Raw genomic sequence first — 23,043 nt, 5'->3', positions numbered from 1 at the left:
TGGGCGTGATGCGGTGGGGCATTGCCGGCTATGGCTGGGTGGCGCGCGATCATATGGCGCCGGCGATCCGCGCGGCGGGCGGGCGGGTGACGGCGGTGGCCGATCCTTCGCCGGCGGCACGCGCGCTGGCGGAGGCGGCTGGGCTGGCGGCGTTTGAGACGGCGGACGCGATGCTGGCGGCGGGGGATGTCGACATCGTCTATGTCGCGACGCCGAACGATGCGCATGTCGAGCCGGTGCGGGCGGCGGCGGGGGCGGGGGTGCCGGTGTTGTGCGAGAAGCCGATCGCCGCGACCTTGACGCAGGCGGAGGCGCTCGCGGACGCGGTGGCGGGCGGTCCGTTGTACGGGACGGCGTTCGATCAGCGGCATCATCCGGCGCATCGTGCGATGGCGGACGCGATCGCGGGGGGCGAGATCGGGCGGCCGGTGGCGGTGCGCATCGTCTATGCGTGCTGGGTCGCGCCGGACTGGACGCCCGATGGCGGGCCGCATGATAATTGGCGAGCGGACCCGGTGCGGGCGGGCGGCGGGGCGGTGATCGACCTGGCGCTGCACGGGCTGGATCTGGCGGAGCGTTTGCTCGGCAAGCCGCTGGTCGATCTGTCGATCATACTGCAGCGGCGGATCCACGCCTATCCGGTCGATGATGGCGGGATGCTGACCGGCCGGACCGCGGCGGGTGTGCTTTTCCAGAGCCATGTCGCGTACAACACCGCGGAGGTCCTGCCGCGCCGCCGGCTGGAGGTGCTGGGCGAACATGGCCTGCTGGTTGCGACCGACACGATGGGGCAGACGGCGGGCGGTGCGCTGACGCGGCGTTGCGCGAAGAGCGGCGTCGAGACGGCGGTCGCGTTCGATGCGGGGACGTCGCCGTTCAGCGCGCAGGCGGCCGCGTTCATGGCCGCGGTGCGGGGTGGTCCTCATGATTTCTCGATGCCGCGCGACCTTGCGTTGATGCGGCTGTTCGACGCTGCCTATCAGGATGCCAGACGATGCCTTTGACAATGTTCGCCTGCGCGAATTGCGGGTTCTGGCAGCGCCATTTCTCGCCGCCGGACTGCCCGGTCTGCACCGACGTGCGCAACGACCTGCCCGAGGACGGCTGGCGGTTCCTGCCCGAGGCGGACGTGGCGGCAACGCATGACGGGGGTGCGCGCGAGGTGGCGCCGGGCTTGTGGGCGTTCACCACGACGCCTGCGCTGGGGTTGGCGGGCACGGGCTGGCTGATCGTGCGCGAGGGCGGCAATATCGCGTTCGAGGCGGCGCCTTATTATTCGCAGGCGATGCTCGACAAGATCGCGGAGCTGGGCGGGATCGCGTTCCTCGCGGCGAGTCATGCGCACGGGTACGGCGCGCTGTTCCAGTTGCAGCGTCGGTTCGACCCCGAGGTCGTCGCCATCCAGAAGGACGACCTGCGCATGACCAAGGCGTTCCGTGTGACGGTGCCCTATGACGACGCGCTGGAACTGGCGCCGGGTTACACACTGCACCATGTCGGCGGGCATTATGAGGGGCAGGCGTGCCTGCACGATGCGCCGGGCCTGCGGCTGTTCTGCGGCGACATGTTCAAGATCGACCAGGATGCGGACGGGCGATCGACCGCGATTTCGAGCCACAAGGCGTTTCACAAGGATATTCCGCTGACCCATGCCGAACTGGCGCAGTACCGCGCCGCGATCGCTCCACTTGAGTTCGACGCGGTGCTGACCCCGTTCGAATATGCGCCGGAGGTGGACCGGATGGTCGCGCTGGCGGCGCTGGACGACGGGCTGGCGCGAATGCCCGGCGTGCGGAGGTTGGGACTGTGAGGTCGGGCCTGCCCGAGGGGCTGGGTGCGGCGGCGCATCGCTATCTGGATGCGTTCCCGGCGGGGGACGTGGTCGCGTTCCCGATCGATCCGCTCGACCGGCTGGGCCTGCCGGTGTGGGTCGTGGCGTTGTTCCCGGAGGATCCGGCGCTGGCCGGGATCATGCCGTACGGCGTTGGCTATGGCGCGACCGAGGAAGCCGCGGTGCTGGGCGGGCTGGGCGAGATCGCCGAGATGGTGTGGCCGACGCTGACGCTGGGCACGCGCGCCAAGACGAGCGGGAGCTATACCGGGTTGGTCGCCAGCCTCGGCGAAAGGGCGGTGGCCGATCCGCTGACGCTCTGCCTGCCGGCCGGGTCGTCGGTCGGGCGCGAGACGGTGCTCGACTGGGTGGAGGCGAAGCGCTGGGCCGATGGGTCGACCGTGCTTGTGCCGATCGATCTGGCTGCTTATTCCGCGAAGGAGCTGGCGCCGGGGTATCGGCCGTTCACGACGATCATTTCGAACGGGATGGGCGCGGGGCCGGACCTGGACTGGGCGGTCGGGCACGGGCTGTGCGAGATTCTGCAGCGCGACGGCAACGGGCTGGTGTTCCGCGCGCTCGACCAGGGCGTGATGCTGGACCTGGACGGAGCATTGCCCGCGTCGACGACGGCGATCCTCGACCGGTTCGCACGGGCCGGCATCCGCGCGATGCCGAAGTTCGCGACCGACCAGTATGGGCTGCCCAACCTGTACTGCGTCGGGATCGACGAGGCGGCGCCGCCGGCCGCCCCGATCATGGTGACGGCCTGCGGCGAGGCGTGCCACGCCGACCGCGTGCAGGCGCTGGAGAAGTGCCTGACCGAATTCGCGGCGAGCCGGGCGCGCAAGGCGTTCGCGCACGGGCCGGCCGATCTGGTCGCGCGCGTGGCGCCGGAGGGCTATGTCGCGCGGTTCCTGGCGCAATCGGGCGGTGCGGCGAAATCGAGCGACAGCCGCGCGTTCGACGCGATGCGCGACTGGACCGGGCGCGATGCGGGCGAGCTGCGTGGGTGGCTGACCGACAGTGTGTTGTCCGAGCGTGCGACGATGCGGTTCGACGCGTTGCCGTCGCAGCCCGCGGCGGACGGTCATGCGCGTGCCGCGCGGGCGCGCGCGGCGGTCGAGGCGGCGGGGTTCGACATCCTGTATGTCGACATGTCGCCGCCCGACGGGTCGGTCACGGTGGTGAAGGTCATCGTGCCGGGCATGGAGGTGGAGACGATGAGCTATGCCCGGATCGGCGCGCGCAACACCGAGAAGCTGCTGGCGGTGGACAGTCCGCTGATCGGATTCGGAGCGGAGACCGACAGCCTGCGCCGGATCCGGCTGACCCCGGAGGATGCGGAGCGGCTGAGGCATCCGTTGTTCGATGTGGCGGCGGCGGAGCGGATCGTGGGGCCGCTCTATCCGCTGTACCGGGAGCCGGAGGCGCATCATGTCGCCGCGGCGGATGTTGCGCGATGAGCCTGCGTTATGCGTATAATACGAACGGGGCGGCCAACCACCGGCTGGACGACGCGCTGCGGCTGATCGCGGACTGCGGCTATGATGGGGTCGCGCTGACGCTCGACCATCATCATCTCGATCCGTTCGCGCCGAACTGGGCGCGTGAGGCGGAGCGGGTGGCGCGGGTGTTGCAGGAGTTGCGGCTGGGCAGCGTGATCGAGACGGGCGCGCGCTACCTGCTCGATCCGCGTGAGAAGCACGAGCCGACGTTAGTGACGGCGGCGGCGGACGGGCGGGCACGGCGGGTGGCGTTCCTGTGCCGGGCGCTCGACATCGCGGCGATGCTGGGCAGCGAGACGATGTCGTTCTGGGCCGGCGTGCCGAAGCCGGGCGTGGACGCGCAGGCGGCGCATGGCTGGCTGGACGAGGGGTTGGCGCGCGTGCTCGACTATGCCGAAGGGTGCGGCGTGGATGCGAGTTTCGAGCCGGAGCCGGGCATGCTGATCGAGACGGTCGCGGACTATGCGCGGCTGGCGGAGCGGCACCCACGGTTGCGGCTGGCGCTCGACACCGGGCATTGCCTGGTGACGCAGGATATCGCGCCGGACCTGGCGGTTCACGCCTATGTCGACCGGATCGGGACCGTCGCGATCGAGGATATGCGGCGCGGGGATCACACGCATCTGCCGTTCGGACAGGGCGACATGGACATTCCCGCGGTGCTTCGCGCGCTGGAGGATATCGGTTACGCGCGGTTGGTGTGCGTCGAGATGTCGCGCGAGAGCCCGCGCGCGCATGCGGCGATCCCGGAGTCGATCGCGTTCCTGCGGAGCATCGGCGCGTGAGGGTCTGCTTCGTGTCGCGCCGGTTCTTTCCGGCGATTTCCGGCATGTCGATCTATGCGATCAACTTGCTGCGGCAACTGGTCGCGGGCGGGCACGACGTGACGATGATCAGCCAATATTATGGCGATCCGGAACGCCGCAAAGTCTATGGCGGCGGGCCGCCGCCGGAGGTGCCGGGGGTCCGGGTGATCGGGCTGGAGGCAGTCGGCGAGCAGGACGGCGGCGATTTCGAGCGCGATGTCGAGACGATGGCAGCGACGATCGCGGCGGAACATGCGCAGTCGCCGTTCGACGTGCTGCACGCGCAATATGGTTATCCCACCGGCTGGGCGGCGCTGATCGCGGCGCAGCGGCTGGGGTTGCCGTGCGTCGTGTCGATCCAGGGCGGCGACGGACATTGGGTGGGGTCGTGCTGCGCCACGCACCGGATCGCGATGGAGCGCGTGCTGGATCATGCGCATGCGGTGCTGATCGGCGGCGCGAGTTTTGCGGGCGAGGTGCATGACCGGCTGGGGACCGCGCTGGAGCGGTTCACGATCGTGCCGGGCGCCGTCGATACCGAGCGGTTCGTGCCGGGTGAGCTCGCCGAAGGGCCGGTGCGGTTATTCTATCATGGGCGCGTCGATCGGCGGAAGGGCGTGCTGGACATGCTGCACGCGTTGCCGGCGGTGGGGGGCGACTGGACCTGCACCGTGTCGGGCATAGGCCCGGATCTTGAGCCGGCGCGCGCGCTGGCGACCGAGTTGGGGCTGGACGGGCGCGTCACGTTCACGGGTTATGCGGACTATGACCACGTGCCGGGGCTGTACCGTGACCACGACGTGTTCGTGTCGCCGACCTATGCGGAGGGGTTTTCGAACACGATCCTGGAGGCGATGGCGGCGGGGCTGGCGGTGGCGTCGTGCCGGTCGGTCGGGGTGGTGGATTGCGTGCGCGACGGGGAGAACGGGTTGCTGACCGAGGCGGGCGACGTGCCCGCGCTGACCGCGATGCTGACGCGGCTGGTGACCGACGCCGCGTTGCGCGGGCGACTGGCGATGGCGGGGCTGGCGGAGTGCCGGCGCGTCTATAGCTGGCATGCGGTCGGGCGGCAGATCCAGGGGATCTATGCGGCGGTGGTGGATGCGCCGGCGCTGGTCGGGGTGGACGAGCAGATTCCGGTGACGCCGTGCCGGTTCCGCAGCGAGCCGCACCTGTTGTGACGCATGTCGTCGCGATCTCGCCGCATCTGGACGATGCGGCTTTCTCGGTCGGCGGGCTGCTGGCGGCGCATGCGCGGGCGGGGGACCGGGTAACGGTGGTGACCTGTTTCACGGGCAACGTCGCGCGGCCGACCGGGTTCGCGCTGGCGTGCCAGACGGACAAGGGGCTGGGGCCGGAGGTCGATTATATGGTGCTGCGTCGGGCGGAGGACGTCGCGGCGTGCGCGGTGATCGGGGCGGCGGCGGTGCACCTGCCGTTTCTGGAAGCGCCGCATCGCGGGTATGCGAGCGCGCCCGAGCTGTTCGCGGGGCGGCGGGCGGACGATGGCGTGCTCGGGCCGCTGACGGTGGCGCTGGGAGAGTTGCTGGACGGGTTGGCGGCGGATCTGGTGATGGGGCCGCTGGCGATCGGCGATCATGTCGATCATTGGCAGGTGCGCGATGCGCTGGAGGCGGTCGATCCCGGTGCTCTGTTGTGGGAGGACTGGCCGTATCTCAGGCGGTCGGCGGTGCGGCCGGCGCTGCCGCCGGTGCGGAGCCACCGGTTGAGCGCGGACGACCGGGCGGCGCGGACCGCGATGTGCGGGGCCTATGCGTCACAGCTCGGCTATCAGTTCGGCGGGCATGACGCGATGGTGCGGGAGGTGGCGCTGGTGGAAAGCGAGCAGCTGTATCGCGGGCGCGGGGCAGCCGGCTGACAGCCTTGTCGGAACGATATTGCCACGCCGCGGGAATCGGCTAGGCCGGTCGGAACGAGCAGGGGCGGGGGCAGGCATGGCACGCAGGGCGGGAGCCGGACGCAGCACGACGATCATCGACGTGGCGGCGAAGGCCGGCGTTTCGCCCATGACCGTGTCGCGCGTGATCAACGGCCGATCGGGCGTCGGCGCCGACACGCGACTGGTGGTGCAGGACGCGATTCGCACGCTCGGATACCGCCCGAACGTGGCGGCGCGCAGCCTGGTGACGTCGGCCGAACTGAAGATCGGTGTCGTCTATTCGAACCCCAGTGCGGCGTTCATGAGCGATTTCCTGACGGGCGTGTTCGAGGAAGCGTCGGCGCGCGGGGCGCGGCTGGTGCTGCTGAAGGGTGAGGGCGGGCGGCCGCCGGCGGAGGGCGCGCTGCGCGACCTGATCGCGTCGGGCGTGTCGGGCGTGATCCTGACGCCGCCGCTGGGCGAGTCGCCCGCGGTGCTGCGCGTGCTGCGCGAGGCGGGGGTGCCGATGGCGTCGGTCGGCGCGCATCAGGTGGCGGACACGATCTGCGTGCGGATCGACGACCGGCAGGCGGCGTACGAGATGACGCGGGAACTGATCGCGCTGGGGCATCGCCGGCTGGGGTTCATCGTGGGCAACCCGGACCAGGCGGCGAGTGCGGAGCGGCTGGCCGGGTTCCACGCGGCGGTGCGCGAGGTGGACGGCGTGCAGACTGCGGTCGCGCAGGGTGATTTCAGCTACGCGTCGGGGCTGGTCGCGGGGGAGCAGCTGCTCGATGCGGCGGTGCCGCCGACCGCGATCTTTGCGAGCAACGACGACATGGCGGCGGCGATCGTCTCGGTCGCGCACCGCCGGCAGCTGGATGTGCCGGGTGAGCTGACCGTCGTGGGGTTCGACGACACGACCGCGGCGGTGATGCTGTGGCCACCGCTGACCACGGTGCACCAGCCGGTCCGGCGGCTGGCGGCGGAGGCGCTGGGGTTGCTCGCGACCGAGATCGCGGGGGGTGGGGACGCGGTGGAGCGGGCGGACCGGGTGCTGGCGCATGGCATGGTGCGGCGGCAGTCTACGGCTGCGCCTGGGGGGTGAGTTAGGGCACGGGGTTTGAGTAAGGCCCGCTTACCCCAAGCCACGCCCCCCTCCCCAACCCTCCCCCCGGTGGGGGGGAGGGAGTCAGGTTTCGTCTTTTCCGTCGTAGTGGAAGAAGGCGAAGTCGGCGGGGCGGGCGGTGCCGGCCATGTCTTGCGCGGCCATGCCGACGAAGGTGCCGGTGAAGTTGGGGAGGCCGGGGAGCGAAGCTTCGTCGGACAGGATGCTGGCGTCGCGGACGTCGGGGAGCCAGTTCCAGTCGGTCGCGTCCGCGCTGCGCCAGGCGAAGCGGAGCTGGTCGAGATTCACCGACACACGGAGGTCGATCGCGCCGTCGGGGACTGAAGCAACCGCGGGCGTGATGGTGCAGCGGCCGTCGTCGGGGCTGGCGGTCATGACCTGGAGCTGCCGTGCGCCGACGTCGCGGGTGATGTGGAGATAGTGGAATTTGGTGCTGTTATAGTAGCAGATCAGCCCGGCGGACTGCTGGAAATGCTCGGGGTCGAATTCCAGCCGCGTCGTGGCGGTGTAGGACAGATGTTCCTGGCGGCGCGCGACGAGCGCCTGAGTGAACTGGCTGCCGACCGTCTCGCGACCGTAGAGACGCAGGAAGCCGGGGCGGGCCGTGACGCTGAACAGCGCGTCCGGGTCGGGCGTGCGGAGCCATTGGTAGACCGGCGGCAGGCCGTCCGCAGTGAAGGGCGGGCTGGCGGGCTCGGCGGGCCATGGCGCGGGCGGCAGGCCGGGGAGCGGGGGTGTCGGATCGGGCGCGGCATCACCGCTGAGCGTCCGGAGCCAGCCGTCGGCGCCCCACATCATCGGTTGCAGCGCGGTTTCGCGGCCGAGGACGCAGCGCGCACGCACATCGAGCGGGCGACCGCAGAGATAGGCGATCCAGGTCGTGCCGTCGGCCAGTTCGACGAGGTCGCCGTGGCCGGCGCGGGTCACTTCGCCGGTGCGGCGGCCGGCGGCGGTCAGCACCGCGACGTCGGGGTGGACCTCGTACGGGCCGAACAGCGAGCGCGACCGCGCCATGGTGACGGCATGGTCCCAGCCGGTGCCGCCCTCCGCGACGAGCAGGTGATACCAGCCGTCGCGCTTGTAGAGATGCGGCCCCTCGGTGAAGCCGAGCGCGGTGCCGTGGAAGATGGTGCGGCGATCGCCGATGAGGCGGAGCGTGGCGCGGTCGAGTTCCTGCGCGATGATGCCGGCGAAGCGCGGATGGTTGGGGCGGTGATCCCACAGCATGTTGAGCAGCCAGCTGCGCCCGTCATCGTCGTGGAACAGCGCGGGGTCGAACCCGCTGGAGTTCAGCAGGACGGGGTCGGACCATGGCCCGTCGATGCTGTCGGCGGTGACGAGATAGTTGTGGAAATCGCGCAGCGAAGCGCCGGACGCGCCGTTGACCGTCGTCTGGCCGTAGCGTTTGACGTCGGTGTAGACGAGCCAGAAGTGGCCGTCGGCATGGCTGAGATCGGGCGCCCAGACGCCGCAGCTGTCGGGATCGCCGCGCATGTCGAGCTGGCTGGCGCGGGTCAGCGGGCGGGTGGCGAGCCGCCAGTTCACGAGGTCGCGGCTGTGGTGGATCTGGACGCCGGGAAACCATTCGAACGTCGACGTCGCGATGTAGAGGTCGTCGCCGACGCGCAGGATCGACGGATCGGGATTGAAGCCGGGCAGCACGGGGTTGCGGAAATGCGTCATGCGGGTTTGCGCACCAGGGTCCAGAGGATGGCGGCACCGACCAGATCGAGCACGCCGAGTACGACGAAGAAGGGTTCGTAGCCGACCTGATCGACCATCCGCCCGAGCAGCAGCGTGAACAGCAGGACGCCGAGATTGGCGGCCAGCCCGGCGAGACCGGTGACGGTCGCAACTTCGTCGCGGTGGAAAAGGTCCGACGCCATGGTGATGACGGTGACCGACAATGTCTGGTGCGCGAAGCCGCCGAGGCAGAGCAGGCCGATCGCGACATAGGGGTTGGTCGCCATGCCGACGAACGCCATGCCCATCATCATCACCGCGCCGAGCGTGAACGCCCAGCGCCGCGCATCGATGAGGTCGACGCCGCGGCGTTGCAGCCAGGCGACGACGGCGGGGCCGAACAGGCAGCCGAGATCGGCAGCGAGGAACGGCAGCCAGGCGAAGATCGCGATCTGCGTCAGATCGAACCCGCGTTCGCGCGCCAGATAGAGCGGCATCCAGAAGGAGAGCATGCCCCAGACCGGATCGGCGAGCAGGCGGGGGAGCGCGATGCCCCACAGGTTGCGGCGGCGGAGCAGCGCGCCGATCCGCTGGCGCTTGCCTGCGCCCGACAGCCGCTGTTCCTGACCGCCTTCGATATGGGCGCGTTCGGTGGCGCCCAGCCGCGGGTGATCGGCGGGCTTGCGGTACCAGAGCAGCCAGAAGACGCACCAGACGAGCCCGAGCCCGCCGGTGACGACGAACGCCAGCCGCCAGCTTTGCGTCATGACCGCCCAGGCGATCAGCGGCGGGGCGAGCACCGCGCCGAACGACGCGCCGATATTGTAGATACCGCCCGCCAGCCCGCGTTCGCGCGCGGGAAACCATTCGGCGATCACCTTCTGCCCCGCCGGCTGCGCCGAACCTTCGGCCAGGCCGAGTGCGAGGCGGAGGCCGGCGAAGGAGGGCCAGCCCTGCGCCATGACATGGGCGATGGTGATGAGCGACCAGACCGCGACGCACAGCGTGAAGCCGAGCCGCAGGCCGAACCCGTCGAGGAAGTAGCCGACGACCGGCTGGAACATGACGCCCAGCTGAAACGCGCTGGTCACCCAGCTATACTGCTCGCTGGAGATCCCCTGTTCGCTGAGGATCACGGGGGCCGCGACGCCGAGCACCGAGCGGGCGAGATAGTTCAGGATCATCGCGCCGACGAACAGCGCGATGATCGTCCAGCGGACATAGGGGAAGGGCCGGCGTCGTCCGCCAAGGTCGACTGCGGCTGGCGGTATCATATCCACTCCCGTTAACGTTACCTCGACCGTCGCGCAATCGCAGCGTCGCGCCGTCCAGTGCAGCCGGATCGCCGTCCGATATGCCGCGACGCTGCTTCAAACGCCAGTCTGCATGACGAATAACGATCATCAATGTCAATCAAGTCGGAGTATTGACTATCGTCGAACTGCGCGATACCCGAGGTGGTAACGTTAACGCAACGTAGCATCACGGGGTCCGCCCGGGGCCGCGGATCGCGAGCGAAGTCAGGCGCGAAGACGCCGACCGTCGATCAAAGGGAGGATATGATGCACATGACGCAAGGCACGCTACGCTCGACCGCAGGCACCGGGACCCGATCGTTGAAGCTGTCCGCCGGCCTGATGGCGCTGGCCTGTGCGATCAGTGCGAGCCCGGTGCTGGCCCAGGTCGCGCCCGCGCCGACCCCCGATCCCGTCCCGGCCGCCGGCCCGGTCGCAGCCCCGGCCGAAGCGGTCGCACCCGGCAGCGTATCGGCGACCACCGCGGTCGGCCCGGCGCAGACCAACGCCAGCGACGGCGACATCGTGGTGACCGGATCGCGCATCGTGTCCAACGGCTTTGCGGCCCCCACGCCCACCACCGTGATCGGTGCGGCGCAGATCCAGAGCAATGCGCAGCCGAACGTGTTCACGACGATCGCGCAGCTGCCCTCGCTCCAGGGATCGAGTGGCTCCGCGACCAACACGTTCAGCACGTCGAGCGGCCAGCAGGGGCTGAGTTCGCTGTCGCTGCGCGGGCTCGGCACGATCCGCACGCTGACGCTGCTCGACGGGCAGCGGGTGGTGGGCGCTTATTATACCGGCGTGACCGACGTCAGCCAGTTTCCGCAGCTGCTGATCCAGCGGGTCGATGTGGTGAACGGCGGCGCGTCGGCATCCTACGGATCGGACGCGGTCGGCGGCGTGGTGAACTTCATCACCGACACGCGCTTCACCGGGATCAAGGGCAACGTCCAGGGCGGCATCACAACCTACGGCGACAACGAGCAGGGGCTGGCGCAGCTGGCGGTCGGCAGGAGCTTCCTCGAAGATCGGCTGCACATCGTGGCGAGCGGCGAATATGCGAAGGAGGCGGGCGTCGGGCCAGGCGATTTCGGGCTGGACCTGGCCGGGAGCCGCAACTGGTTCAAGCAGACGTCGCTGGTCAATCGCAACGTCACGAACGACGGGTCGCCGCAATATCTGCTGCTCGACAATACGCAGAGCACGGGCTTCACGAAATACGGGCTGATCACCGCGGGACCGTTGCAGGGGACCGCGTTCGACCAGGCGGGCAACCCGTTCCCGTTCCAGTACGGGTCGAACGGAACGCCATCGGGTAACGCGGCAGGGACGGTCAACGGCTGCTACCCCGGTTATTGCGTGGGCGGCGATTTGTCGGGGAATATCGACACGGGCCGGTCGTTGCAGTCGGCGATCCAGCGGTTGGTCGGCTATGGCCGGATCGGCTATGATTTCGCGGAGAACAACGAGATCTATGCCACCGTCAACGTCGGGCAGGTGAAGACGAACAACCAGCCGACCAATGGCGCGAACCGCCCCGGCCTGACCATCCAGTGCGCCAACGCCTATGTCCCGGCATCGGTGCAGGCGCAGTGCGCGGCGGCGGGGATCACCAGTTTCCAGTACGGGACGAGCAACGCGAACCTGCCGAACACCAAGGTGTTCACCGACCGCCGCCAGTACCGGTTCGTGGTGGGCGCCAAGGGCAAGTTCGACGTGGGTGGATCCGACTGGTCCTACGACACCTATTACGAGCGCGGCGTGAACAAGATCGCGGTCGATGTCGAGAATGTCCTGCTGACGCCGCATTACAACCAGGCGATCAACGCGATCAACCTGAACGGCCAGATCGTGTGCGCCGATGCGACCGCGCGCGCCAACGGATGCCAGCCGCTCAACATCATCGGCGGGGCGACGCCGTCGGCCGCGGCACTGGAATATGTCATGCCGGAGAACGGGCCGTACCAGCGGATGAAGCTGACCCAGGACGTGGTCAGCGCGAATTTCAGCGGATCGCCGTTCGACCTGTGGGCCGGGCCGCTGTCGGTCGCGTTCGGTGCGGAATATCGCAAGGAATATTACACGGTGCGGGCCGATGCGTACGGCGCGGGGGTGAGCGAGATCAGCCCGAACACCGAGGCGTACCCGGCGGACCCGACGCTGCTGGCGTTGGGCAACAACTGGTATGCCGGCAACTACAAGAACGGCAACGGCGAGTATGACGTCAAGGAAGCGTATGTCGAACTCGACCTGCCGCTGGTCAATTCCGACGCGCTGGGTCGCGCGAACCTGAACGGTGCGGCGCGCTATACCGACTACAGCACGTCGGGGACGGTGTGGACGTGGAAGATCGGCGGCAACTGGGACACGCCGGTGAAGGGGCTGCGCCTGCGCGCTGTGACGTCGCGCGACGTGCGGGCGCCGAACCTGTCCGAGCTGTTCGCGGCGCCGGTGACGACGACGTTGCCCAACTTCCTCGACCCGGCGCGGAACGTGAACGTGGTGGTGATCCAGAACCAGGTCGGCAATCCGGACCTGACGCCGGAGAAGGCACGCAACACGTCCTTCGGTGCGGTGCTGTCCAACCCGCCCTGGCTGCCCGGGTTCAGCGTGTCGTTCGACTATTACAAGATCAAGGTGAAGGACGTGATCAGCAGCCTGGGCGCGGCGCAGATCGTCGACCTGTGCTACCGCAACATCCTGCCCGAAACGTGCGGGACCTATGACCTGAACAACCAGACGGGTCCGAATTTCGTCAACGTGCAGTCGTTCAACCTGGCGAGCATCAAGACGAGCGGGTTCGACATCGAGGCGAGCTATCGCTGGCAGCGGCCGCTGGGCCTGGACGGCACGTTCACGCTGCGCGCGCTGGCGACGCATATCCGGGAATATATCACCGACACCGGCCTGCCGGGGACGGTTCCGGTCGACAGCGCGGGCGTGAACATCGGGTCGACGCCCGACTGGAAGTGGCTGGCGGTGCAGGCGTACGAGACGGAGAAGTTCGGGTTCAGTATCCAGGAACGCTGGTTCAGCGACGGCAATATCGGCAACCAGTATGTCGAGTGCCAGCCGGGAAGCTGCCCGGAGTCGACGGTGAATGCGCCGACGGTGGACAATGCGTTCATGCCGGGGTCGTTCTACATGGACATCGGCGCGTCGTACAACTTCACCAAGAAGGTGACGGGGTATGTGAAAATCGACAACCTGTTCGACAAGGATCCGGCGACGTCGCCGTTCAATGCGAACCCGGCGTTGTATGACATCATCGGGCGGAGTTACCGGGCGGGCGTGCGGTTCTCGTTCTGAGGGTTTGATTGGGGGGTGGTGTGCTGCCCCTCCCGTCCATGCCGAGTGAAGACGAGGCACGCTCCCCCCGAGCGCAGCCGAGGGGTGATGTTGGCTTCTCGACTACGCTCGAAGGGTCCCTCGACTTCGCTCGGGATGGACGGGGTTTGAGAGATCAGGTGCGCTCCCCACCCGTTTGGTTCGAGCTTGTCGAGAACTCAGCGCGGCGTTCTCGACAGGCTCGAACCGAACGGGGGTGGGGGTGGTGGAGAGGAGGGTGGCGTGAGGTTTAGTCCGCGTTTGGCGCTCCGCTCGTCACCTGCGGCCCCGCCATTTCGCGGGCGGCGTTGGCCAGCGTGATCCACATCGAGCCTTCGGGGATGACATATTCGTTTTCGCCCCAGAAGAACGGCCAGTCCTCGTGGTTTTCCGGATAGTCGGGCTTGATGACCAGTACGCCGGGCACGACGCCGCCGGCGATGTAGGAGAAGTCCGCGCGGTTGTTGCCGTAGGCGACTTCCTTCGACACCGTGCCGACCGCGGAGACGAACGAGATGTCGGACGCCGGATGGTGGCCGAGCATGAAGTCGATCCCGCGCTGCACGCCGCGGCCGTCAACGATTTCCGGAAATTCCCGGTGCAGGATGTAGCTGTTGAGCGCGTAGCCCATGACGGTGCCGCTGCCCGCCCAGCCGCCGGTGGTGATCGGCACGCCGAACGGATTGGCACGGGCGGCGGTGTCGGCCTGCGTCTGCCAGGCCTGGACGACCGGCAGCATCGCGGCGCGGTAGGCGGCGGGCATGAACGGGATCGCTTCGGCGGCGGTCCAGGCCATGTCGTCGAACTTGGGCGCGATCTGCGGCCAGAGCGTCATGATGCGGTCGGCATAGCGTTTGTCGCGCGTGGTGCGGAGCAGTTCGACCGCGGCGGAGAATTCCTCCTGCACCACCGGGCCGCCGGTGGTGTTGCCGTGGCTGAACAGGTCGGGCGCGTGGCCCTGTTCCTGTGTCCAGGTGCGTTCGGCGATGGCACGCGCCTTGGTGGCGAGTGCGTTGTCATAACCCTTCAGCACGCGGGACGCGGCGGCGAGTGCGGCGATCGAGCCGTAGTTGAGCGCGCTGGCCTTGCTGGTGAACGCCCAGCGATCGTCGGGGATACCGCTGCGGCCGTTCCGCTCCTCGCCGGGTTTCAGCTTGGCGTCGTAAACCAGCCGGTCGGTCTTGCTGCCCGCGTCGCCGAGGTGGGTGTATTGCGCAACGTCGGGTTCGACGATGCCGTTGATCGCGTAGCCGACCGCGTCGAACTGCGCGACAAGTTGCAGCGTGCCGTGGCGGACCTGCTGGACCATGTCGGGGATGCCGTCGGGCACGTGGATCTCGACCTGGCGGCGCGCGTCGTTGACGCTGACCGTGTCGCGGTCGAGGCCCCAGCGTTCGCGGGCGGATACGAGCTGGCGGATCACCTGATATTGCGATTGCGTGCGGATGTCGAAGTCGCCCGCGTCGAACCAGCCGCCGACGTTCAGGCCGGCGATGTGCTGGCCAGGCTTGAACGGCGCGGTGGGTCCCTGGCGATACAGGTCGATATGTTCGTGGTTGAGCGGCGCCTGGACCGCGTCGTCGAGATGCGCCGGGCCGTGCCAGACGCGGTAGCCCTCGTTCACCGCCATATGGTCCATCGCGACCGGGAAATAGACGTCGTTGGTCGGGTGCCAGGCCTTGTCGTAGATGTCGTCGGCGATCCGGAACGTGGCGGTGCGCGTGCCGGCATAGTCGAGCAGATAGGTGCCGGGCTGCTTCACCGCGCTGAAATCGAGCTGGACGTAGCGGTAGCGCAGATAATTGCCCCAGGGCTTGGCGGCGGGGACGGCGACGGGCGTCATGCTGCCGTCCTCGCCCACGCGGATCAGCTGGAGCCGGCCGGTCCGGGTGTCGGCACGGTCCAGTTCGACGGTGGCGAGCTTGCATGCGGCGGGTGTGTAGCCGAGCTGCGAATGGGCGATGACGGGCGCGCGGAGCCAGCCGGGGACGCTGTTCGCCTCGACGGTCCAGGTCAGCACGCGGCCGGTGCGGCCGGCGGGGAGCAGCGAGCGGGCGACGAACCAGCCGTTCTGCGCCTGGTTGCGACCGTCGAACAGGGCGATCGGCGGGCCGTCGCTGCGCAGGGTCACGCGGCGGGCGGGATCCTCGGGCGCGAGGACGAGCCGCGTGCCGGACGCCATCGGAAGGGGTTCGGCGCCGATCCCGTCCGCGCGGCCGCTGGCGGGGTTGCGATCGGGCGTGCGGACCATCGCGTCGGCGGGGTGGAGCGGCATCGTGCCGGGTCGACCGTCGGCCATGTAGCTCTTGTGCATGTAGGCCGACGGCAGGAATTCCATGTTGAACCCGGCCTTGCCGACCAGCGCCGCGGGGACCGGCTGGGTCAGGTCGACGGTGATCGCGGCGGCGGTGCCGCGCGGTTCGACGCGGACGGTGTAGCGCCAGTTGTAGGCGGGATATTCGAGCGTGGTGACGACGACGCCCGTCTTCTGGTCGACCGTGCGGCTGATATACTTGGCGGCGGGGTCCCATTGTCCGGGCGTCGCCTGGAGGCGCACGTCGCCGTTGGTAGCTGTGCGGACGCCCTGCTGGATGATCTCGATCCCGCCGATCTTGGAATCGGCGAACAGGCCGTCATACCAGTTGCTGAAGACGAGCATGTCGACGCCCGACGTGTGGAGATAGCCGGCGGGGTCCCAGGCGAGTGTGGCCTTGGCGGCGGCGGTCTGCGCCACGGTGGCGGCAGGGAGGGTGGAGCAGAGCAGGGCTGCGACCAAGGCGAGACGCTTCGACAGACGGTTCATCTTTATGATTCCGATCGGGGGCAATGGCAGCGAAAACTAAGGTACGGCGATTTCGAAAGTGCCGACCGGCAGCGTATCGCCATCGACGAGATTGACCGCGGGCGCGTCCGACCAGGCGTAGCGGACTTTGGTCACCGGGCGGCCATCGCCGGCGATCGTCACGTCGCTGCCGTTCGGGCGGCCGGGGGCGAAGCGACAGCTGGCGGCGTCGCACAGTTCGAAGCCGATCGCGTCGTTGGCCCCGATCGCGCGCAGGGCGCCCGCGACGCCGGAGAAGCGGAGCGTCACGCCGCCGTTCGGACCGCGCGCGGCGCTGGCGATCGCCGGGCCGGACGGAGCGATCGCCTCGCCGTAGGCGGTGGCACGCATGACGCGGGCGAGGCGCTGGCCGACCTCATGCTTTTCGCCGGGGTGGATATCGAGCGGGTCGCCGAGATCGAGGCTGACCGCGATGCCGGAATGGCCGTCCGCCGCGGTCATGCGGCGTTGCGCGTCGCGGACATACGCCCAGCCGCTGTCCTGCGGCGTGGAGGCGCGCGCGCCGTAATTGGCGAGCTGGACCACCGCGAGCGGTAGCGTCGGCTGGCCGAACTGGGTGCGCCAGTCGCGCAGCATCGCGGCCAGGCGGCGGTCGTAGCCGGGGATGCCGGTGTCGGATTCACCCTGATACCAGGCGATGCCGGCGAAGCGGGTGGCGCCGAGCGGTGCGATCATCGCGTTGTGGAGCGTGCCGGCGCCGTTGATGTCGTCCCAGGGCACGCGCGGGGCACTGCCCTTTACGTCCCGCGCGACGGAATATTCCCAGTCGGTGCCGAGTGGGATGCTGCTGCCGTCGGCGAACGTGATCCGCATCGTGTCGGCCGGGCCGGTCATGCCGCCATAGGCGTAGACATCCTGATCGTTGACGGTGATGACGTTGCGGCCGGGTTTCAGCGTGCCGGCGGCGATGGCGTAGACGCGCGACTGGCTGGCCAGGCTGCTGCCGCCGACGCCGACGCCGTTGACCCAGGTGCGGTCGGCATCGTCGACCATGCCGATCGCCAGCGTGGCGACGCCGCGCGCCTGCGCTGGCGTCAGATCGACGACGCGGCGGTACCACAGCATGCCGTTGAAGTCGGCGAGCGCGGGGATGCCCCAGCGTTCGAAATTGTCGATCGCGGGCACCGGTTTCCAGTCGAGCGCGGCGGTCGGCTGCCACGGTTCGCGGCCTGCGGTGTCGCCGCTCTGGCCGCGCCACCAGGTTTCCCATTCGGTCGAGGCGCGGCGGTTGGCGGCGGCCGGATCGCGGCGGTAGAGCGCGAGCAGGTCGGCCTCGCCCTTCAGCCCGGCGGTGCGAAGCGCGGTGTCGCCCATCCAGGCGCTGATCCGCGATCCGCCCCAGCTGCTATGGACCGCGCCGATCGGCACCTTCGCGGTGCGGCGGAGCTGCTGGACCATGTAGTAGCAGGCGGCGGAAAAGGTCGGGACGGTGTCGGGCGCGGCGATCGACCAATTCGGTGTCTGACCGAAACGGGCGAGCGGGGCGGCGCTGGCCGCCTTTGCGACGGTGAGTAGGCGGAGCTGCGGGTCGGCGGGCGCGTGTGCGTCGGGGATCAGGTCCTGCGCCTGGCCGACCTGCAATTCCATGTTGCTCTGGCCGGAGCAGAGGAACAGGTCGCCGACCAGGATGTCGCGGAACACCGTCGATCCGCTGGGGGCGGCGACCGACATTTCATAGGGGCCGCCCGCGGGCATGGCGGGGAAGCTGCTGCGGAACCGGCCGTCGCGCGCGGCGGTGGTGACGACGCTGCGGCCCGCGAAGCCGATCATGATGCTTTCGCCCGGCATCGCGGTGCCGGCGACCGCGATCGGCTGCCCGCGTTGGACGACCGCATGGTCGCCGAAGATGCCGTCGAGCGTGGGAGCGGCCGCGGCGGGGGCGGCGAGCGCGGTCAGGAGCAGCGCCAGGGCGGGACGGTTCGGCATGGCGGGGAGCATCCTATCGAGGCGGGGCGTCAAATGGTCGGCAGCCCATATTCGGTGATCTTGCGGATCAGGTCGCGGTGCCGCGGCAGACCGGCCATCAGCCGCTCGGTCTGCACCCGGTTCTCGCGGATCGCGCGGTCCGCGGCGCGGACGTCCGTCGCCGCCACGCCCGGCGGGACGTGGGTGCGGTGGCCCATGCCGTAGAGCACATATTGGTAGCTGGCGGCGGGGAAGACCTCCTCCGCGCGGTCGAATTCGTCGAGCATCCAGGGCGCGTGGTAGCGCCACAGTTCCATCAGGCCCTGCAACCGGTCCGGGATCGATTCCGGGCGGACATTGTCGCGCCAGAAGTCTGTGTCGGTCCGCTGGGTCAGCGCATAATGGAGCTTCAGAAAATCGATGATCCGGCCCCAGCGGTAGAGCGTCGTCTCGTTGAAGCGGCGCGCGACGACGTCCATCACCTCGCGGCAGGCGGGCAGCTGGTCGGCGATCAGCTTGGCCGACAGTTCGATCAGGACGATCGCGGAGGCCTCGAGCGGTTCGAGGAAGCCGGCGGCGAGCCCGACGGCGACCGTGTTGTTCTTCCAGAAGATCTCGCGGTGGCCGGCCCTGATCGACAGCTTGCGGACCGGCAGGTCGCCGGCGGCATCGCCGATATAGGCGCGCAGTTCGCGTTCGGCCTCGTCCACGCTGATGTGGCTGCTGGAGAACACATGGCCGACGCCGCGGCGGGTGGGCAGGCCGATGTCCCAGGTCCAGCCCGCCGATTGCGCGGTGGAGATGGTGTGGCTGGCGATCGGCGCCTCGTCGTCCGGGTAGGGGACCTGGATCGCGAGCGCGGTGTCGCAGAACAGCGTGTCGGCGCAGCTCTTGAACGGGACGCCCAGCGTGCGGCCGATCAGCAGGGCGGCAAAGCCGGTGCAGTCAACGAACAGGTCGCCGGGGATGTCACCCGCCTGTTCGGTGCGGACCATGGCAATGTCGCCGGATTCGTCGACGACCGCTTCGGTGACATCGGCGAGGACGTGGCGGACCCCGAGCACGTCGCAGCAATGGCGTTGCAGGAAGCCGGAGAATTTGCCGGCATCGAGATGATAGGCGTAGTTTGCGACCGCCTCATATTCCGGCGTGGCGATCGTCTTCGGCCCCAGGCCCGCATCGCAGACCCGGCCCTGCGGCGTGACCGCGTCGCAGAAACTGGTGGCGTCCGGCGTTTCGAGCCAGTGCGGGGCGAGATTCACCTGACCGAAATTCTGCGGCAGCATGAGCGGGTGGTAGTAGCCGTCGTCCGGCGCGCCGGTGGTCCAGCGGTTGAAGCGCGCGCCCTGCTTGAACGAGGCGTCGCATTGCCGGAACAGTTCGGTTTCGGAGATGCCCATGCGGCGCAGCGTGTTGCGCAGCGTGGGCCATGTCCCCTCGCCGACGCCGATGATCGGGATATTGGGCGATTCGATCAACGTCACGGTGAAGCCATGCGCACGACGCGCCTGATGCTTCGCGGCGATGACGCCGGCGGTCAGCCAGCCGGCGGTGCCGCCGCCGACGATGACGATGTGCTTGATCTCTCTCACGTTATCTTATCGTTCACAGGCCGGGGACCCGATATCTGGGGTTGCCGGAACGTCCGGCAACCCCGTTGGCAGTCGATCAGTAGCGGAAACGCGCGCCGAGCGTAAAGCGGCGGCCATAGTCGAACACGTCGAGCAGCTGGTTCTTGAACCGGCCGTGCGTGCTCTGCTGGTTGTTGTTGATGTTCAGGATTTCACCGAACACGCTGAACTTGGGGTTGATGTCCCAGCTCGAGCTCAGATCGACCTGGAAGCTGGAGTTAACGAACGTCGGCTCCGACCCGAACGAACCGGTGTTCTGGTTCTGCCCGAAGCCGGCCAGATATTCGTCACGCCAATTGAGGGCGGTCCGGAACTGGAACCCCTTCTTGTCGTAGAAGCCGACGAAGTTCGCCGAGTTCGCCAAGCCGGTGACCGCAAAACCGGTCTGCGAAATGTCGCTCGCATCGTACGGCTTGTTGGTTTCGACGAACGTAGCATTTGCCTGGAACCCGAAGCCGGTGTCGCCGAACACATGCTGCAACGCCAGCTCGACGCCGCGGACGGTGGCGTCCGGGCCGTTCACCTGCTGCGACACGGCGAACACCGCGGCCTGCCCCGTCGTCGGATCGATCACGTCGTTGATCGTTTGACGCGTCACGCCGCCGACGATGAAGTTGCTGACGTTCTTGATGAAGAAGTCGACCGACAGATAGGAGTTGCGCTTGTAGTACCATTCGCCGGCGAGATCGAAGTTGTCGGCGAGGTATGGCTTCAGGTTCGGGTTGCCGCCGCTGGCGGACAGCGCGTTGACACGTTGACCGTTGCCGAGCGTCGTGACCGGGTTCAGCAGGCTGAGGCTTGGGCGGGTCAGCGTCCGCGATGCGCTGAACCGGGCCTGCAGCTTGTCCGTCAACTCCAGCCGCATGTCGAGCGTCGGCAGAAGGTAGGAGTAGTCGCTCTTCGACGTCACCGCCTGCGTATCGGTGAAGGCAAGCGTCAGCAGCGTCGGATCGGCGGCGCTGCGCACGATCGAGACCGGCTGGCGGCCCTGACCGGTGGCGGTCAGGTGGGTATTCTCGTTCCGGACGCCGGCGTTGAAGTGGAACGGCATCCCCGCGACTTCGGCATCGAAGTTGACGCGCATGAACAGCGCCCAGGTCTTCTCGTTCACGCGCAGCACGCTGCCCGGATCGACCGCCTGATCGAACGAGCCGGTGAAGCCGGTGACGCCGGGATAGTTGTAGCCCGCGACGTTGCCGGCCTGCGGGTTGCCGAGGCTGCTGAGATACGCCTGATAGGCGGCCGGATCGAACTTGATCACCGAAGAAGGCAGCGTGCCGTCGAAGCCGGGGATGAAGTTGTTCAGGCTGATATTGCCCTGAAACAGGCTGGACGGCAGCGGCGAGACGCCGGTGCTGCCGCCGGACGGGCCGCCGTAACCGGCATAGGCCTGCCAGTAGTTGTTCGTGAACGTACTCTTGTTCGACAGCCGGAACGTGTCGTCATAATATTGACCGCCGACCTTGATGGTCAGATCGTCCTGCTTCCAGGTCGCGGCGCCACGGAACTGCTTCAGAACGTCGGTATTGTTCTGGGTCTGCAGCACGGTGACGTGCGAACCGATCACGGTGGGATCGGTGAAGCGCGATTCGTCGCCCGCCGGACCATAGTTGGTCAGGACAGGGAACGCGCTGCTGCTGTTGCCGTTGATCGACAGGCCGGTGGTGTTCGACAGTAGACCCGAATAGCCGATGTCGGCGTTGCTGCTGCCGATCACGTCGCCCGGGTTCAGCCAGCTCTTGGCGTAGGAGCCGTCGGCTTCGAACGACAGGTTCTCGCTGGCGTCGTACTTGATGTTCAGACCGGTTTGGTTGGTCTGCAGGATCTGCTTGTTGATCGCCGAGGTGAAGTCGGTCGGGGTTCCGGCCTGCGTGAAGCTGGTCGGGGTGCCGTTGTCGTCGAGCGTGACGTTGCGCAGGTCGCTCTGATTGAACCAGACGCCGAAGCCGTAGACGTCGGTCGTGATCTTCTGGCGCGAGAAGTTATTGTCCAGCGTGACCATCAGGCTTTCCGACGGATGCCACTGGAGCGCGACGCGACCGTCGATCCGCTCGTCCTTCACCTGCTGCTGCTCCGCGCCATATTGCTGCGGGAACCAGCCGACGACGGTCTTGTTTGCGGTCGACAGCTGGTCGGCCGTGCAGTTCGGGGTCAGCTGGCACGGTGCATAGTAGCCGCCCGGCCAACCGGACACGTAGACGCGGTTGGTATCGGTATCACGCCGCGTGTAGATCACGTCGGCCAGGATGCCGAACGTGTCGTCCGCGAACGTGTCGCTGACGAGCAGGCCGGCCGTGGGCACAACGCGGCCGGCACGGTCCTGGAGCGAACCGGAGACGGTGGTGGCCAGGCGGAAGCCGCTGTGGTCGAACGGTTTCGGAAAGGCGATGTCGACGGTCGCGCCGATCGAGCTGGATGCGAGCGAGACGTCGGGCGTTTTCAGGACGCTGAGCTGGCCGATGAAATCCGCACCGACGGTGCTGAAATCGATCTGGCGGCCGCCGGTCGCGGTCGAGATGCGGCGACCATCGTACAGCGTCGTGTTGAAATCGCCGCCGAAGCCGCGGACGGTGATGCCGGTGGCCTCACCGCGTGCGCCGGAACGCTGGATCGACACGCCGGGGAGGCGCTGGAGCGAGGCGGCGACGTTGGAATCGGGGAACTTGCCGATGTCCTCAGCCGAGATGACGTCGACGACGCCCTGCGACGTGCGCTTGATGTCGAGATTGCGCTGGAGCGAACCGCGCAGACCGGTGACGACGATCTCCTGACCTTCGTCGGCGGGCGCCGCCTCGGTGGTCGCGATCGACTGACCGTTCGCGGGGACCGGCGCGGTTGCGGCGTCCTGCGGCTGGCCGGCCTGTTCGGCGGTGACCTGAGTATTGGGGGAGGGAACGGCGGGCTGAACGCCGGCCGGCTGGGCGGTTCCGGTCGTCACGGTTCCGGCCGCGGGGGCGGCGGGCTGTGCGGCGGCGGGGGTCTGCGCCTGGGCATAGGCGGGGGTCGCAAGCGCGATCGCGAGCACCGAAGAGGCGCCGATCAGCGGCGAGCGACGGGCCTTGTTCCAGCGTGAACCGAATTGGCCAATGATGATCTTCATGCCCTCTCCCTTTCTAGATGGGCCGTTGGCCGGCCGCGTTGTGTCTCTTGTGCGGACCGCATTAAAACGGAAACCGGCAACCGGACGTGATGGCCGTGGCTTAG

At 68.3% G+C, this 23,043-nt stretch carries 14 protein-coding genes; 8 read left to right on the top strand and 6 right to left on the bottom strand.

The genetic code is table 11. The features are described from left to right. Nucleotides 1-8: 8 nt before the first annotated feature. The 7 genes from ACFSGX_RS13790 to ACFSGX_RS13760 all read left to right on the top strand — a co-directional run bounded on the left by ACFSGX_RS13790 (nucleotide 9) and on the right by ACFSGX_RS13760 (nucleotide 7,132). The gene (locus ACFSGX_RS13790) at nucleotides 9-1,004 is read left to right on the top strand and encodes a Gfo/Idh/MocA family protein (RefSeq protein ID WP_380930725.1); all 996 of its coding nucleotides are present in this window, start codon (nucleotides 9-11) and stop codon (nucleotides 1,002-1,004) included. Further along, entirely contained in the window at nucleotides 995-1,810 is an 816-nt protein-coding gene (locus ACFSGX_RS13785) for an MBL fold metallo-hydrolase (protein ID WP_380930724.1), read from the top strand. Before ACFSGX_RS13790 ends, ACFSGX_RS13785 begins: the two co-directional genes overlap by 10 nt. Beyond that, nucleotides 1,807-3,297, top strand: coding sequence for a YcaO-like family protein (locus ACFSGX_RS13780; RefSeq protein WP_380930723.1), 1,491 nt, complete (start codon nucleotides 1,807-1,809; stop codon nucleotides 3,295-3,297). The genes ACFSGX_RS13785 and ACFSGX_RS13780 overlap by 4 nt, the downstream gene beginning before the upstream one ends. After that, on the top strand, nucleotides 3,294-4,124 hold the full coding sequence (locus ACFSGX_RS13775; RefSeq protein ID WP_380930722.1) for a sugar phosphate isomerase/epimerase family protein: 831 nt from the start codon (nucleotides 3,294-3,296) through the stop codon (nucleotides 4,122-4,124). Before ACFSGX_RS13780 ends, ACFSGX_RS13775 begins: the two co-directional genes overlap by 4 nt. Further along, nucleotides 4,121-5,326 (top strand): glycosyltransferase family 4 protein, encoded by a 1,206-nt coding sequence (locus ACFSGX_RS13770; protein WP_380930720.1) that lies wholly within the window; start codon nucleotides 4,121-4,123, stop codon nucleotides 5,324-5,326. The genes ACFSGX_RS13775 and ACFSGX_RS13770 overlap by 4 nt, the downstream gene beginning before the upstream one ends. After that, nucleotides 5,323-6,024 carry a PIG-L deacetylase family protein gene (locus ACFSGX_RS13765; protein WP_380930718.1) on the top strand — a complete coding sequence of 234 codons (702 nt, stop codon included), beginning with the start codon at nucleotides 5,323-5,325 and terminating at the stop codon, nucleotides 6,022-6,024. The genes ACFSGX_RS13770 and ACFSGX_RS13765 overlap by 4 nt, the downstream gene beginning before the upstream one ends. A 76-nt stretch (nucleotides 6,025-6,100) precedes the next feature. Beyond that, on the top strand, nucleotides 6,101-7,132 hold the full coding sequence (locus ACFSGX_RS13760; RefSeq protein ID WP_380930717.1) for a LacI family DNA-binding transcriptional regulator: 1,032 nt from the start codon (nucleotides 6,101-6,103) through the stop codon (nucleotides 7,130-7,132). Nucleotides 7,133-7,216: 84 nt separating this feature from the next. Here the strand turns inward: ACFSGX_RS13760 and ACFSGX_RS13755 are convergent, their stop codons facing one another. Continuing rightward, nucleotides 7,217-8,836, bottom strand: coding sequence for a glycoside hydrolase family 43 protein (locus tag ACFSGX_RS13755; RefSeq protein ID WP_380930715.1), 1,620 nt, complete (start codon nucleotides 8,834-8,836; stop codon nucleotides 7,217-7,219). Next, on the bottom strand, nucleotides 8,833-10,110 hold the full coding sequence (locus tag ACFSGX_RS13750) for an MFS transporter (protein ID WP_380930714.1): 1,278 nt from the start codon (nucleotides 10,108-10,110) through the stop codon (nucleotides 8,833-8,835). The genes ACFSGX_RS13755 and ACFSGX_RS13750 overlap by 4 nt, the downstream gene beginning before the upstream one ends. Before the next feature lie 294 nt (nucleotides 10,111-10,404). Here ACFSGX_RS13750 and ACFSGX_RS13745 point away from each other — a divergent pair, with 294 nt between their 5' ends. Further along, the gene (locus tag ACFSGX_RS13745) at nucleotides 10,405-13,443 is read left to right on the top strand and encodes a TonB-dependent receptor plug domain-containing protein (RefSeq protein WP_380930807.1); all 3,039 of its coding nucleotides are present in this window, start codon (nucleotides 10,405-10,407) and stop codon (nucleotides 13,441-13,443) included. Between the two features lie 268 nt (nucleotides 13,444-13,711). On the opposite strand, the gene ACFSGX_RS13740 is transcribed toward ACFSGX_RS13745, so the two are convergent. The 4 genes from ACFSGX_RS13740 to ACFSGX_RS13725 form a co-directional block, all read right to left on the bottom strand. Continuing rightward, entirely contained in the window at nucleotides 13,712-16,264 is a 2,553-nt protein-coding gene (locus ACFSGX_RS13740) for a glycoside hydrolase family 9 protein (protein ID WP_380930712.1), read from the bottom strand. A 36-nt stretch (nucleotides 16,265-16,300) separates the two neighbouring features. Next, entirely contained in the window at nucleotides 16,301-18,229 is a 1,929-nt protein-coding gene (locus ACFSGX_RS13735; protein WP_380930710.1) for a sialate O-acetylesterase, read from the bottom strand. A gap of 29 nt (nucleotides 18,230-18,258) precedes the next feature. Beyond that, nucleotides 18,259-19,800 carry a tryptophan halogenase family protein gene (locus ACFSGX_RS13730; RefSeq protein WP_380930708.1) on the bottom strand — a complete coding sequence of 514 codons (1,542 nt, stop codon included), beginning with the start codon at nucleotides 19,798-19,800 and terminating at the stop codon, nucleotides 18,259-18,261. A gap of 76 nt (nucleotides 19,801-19,876) precedes the next feature. Then, complete coding sequence (locus ACFSGX_RS13725; protein ID WP_380930706.1) at nucleotides 19,877-22,939, bottom strand: TonB-dependent receptor; 3,063 nt, start codon at nucleotides 22,937-22,939, stop codon at nucleotides 19,877-19,879. Nucleotides 22,940-23,043: the final 104 nt, after the last annotated feature.

It is taken from the genome of Sphingomonas arantia (assembly GCF_042682045.1).
GTDB lineage: Bacteria > Pseudomonadota > Alphaproteobacteria > Sphingomonadales > Sphingomonadaceae > Sphingomonas_R > Sphingomonas_R arantia.
This window is presented reverse-complemented; position numbering and strand designations above follow the sequence as displayed.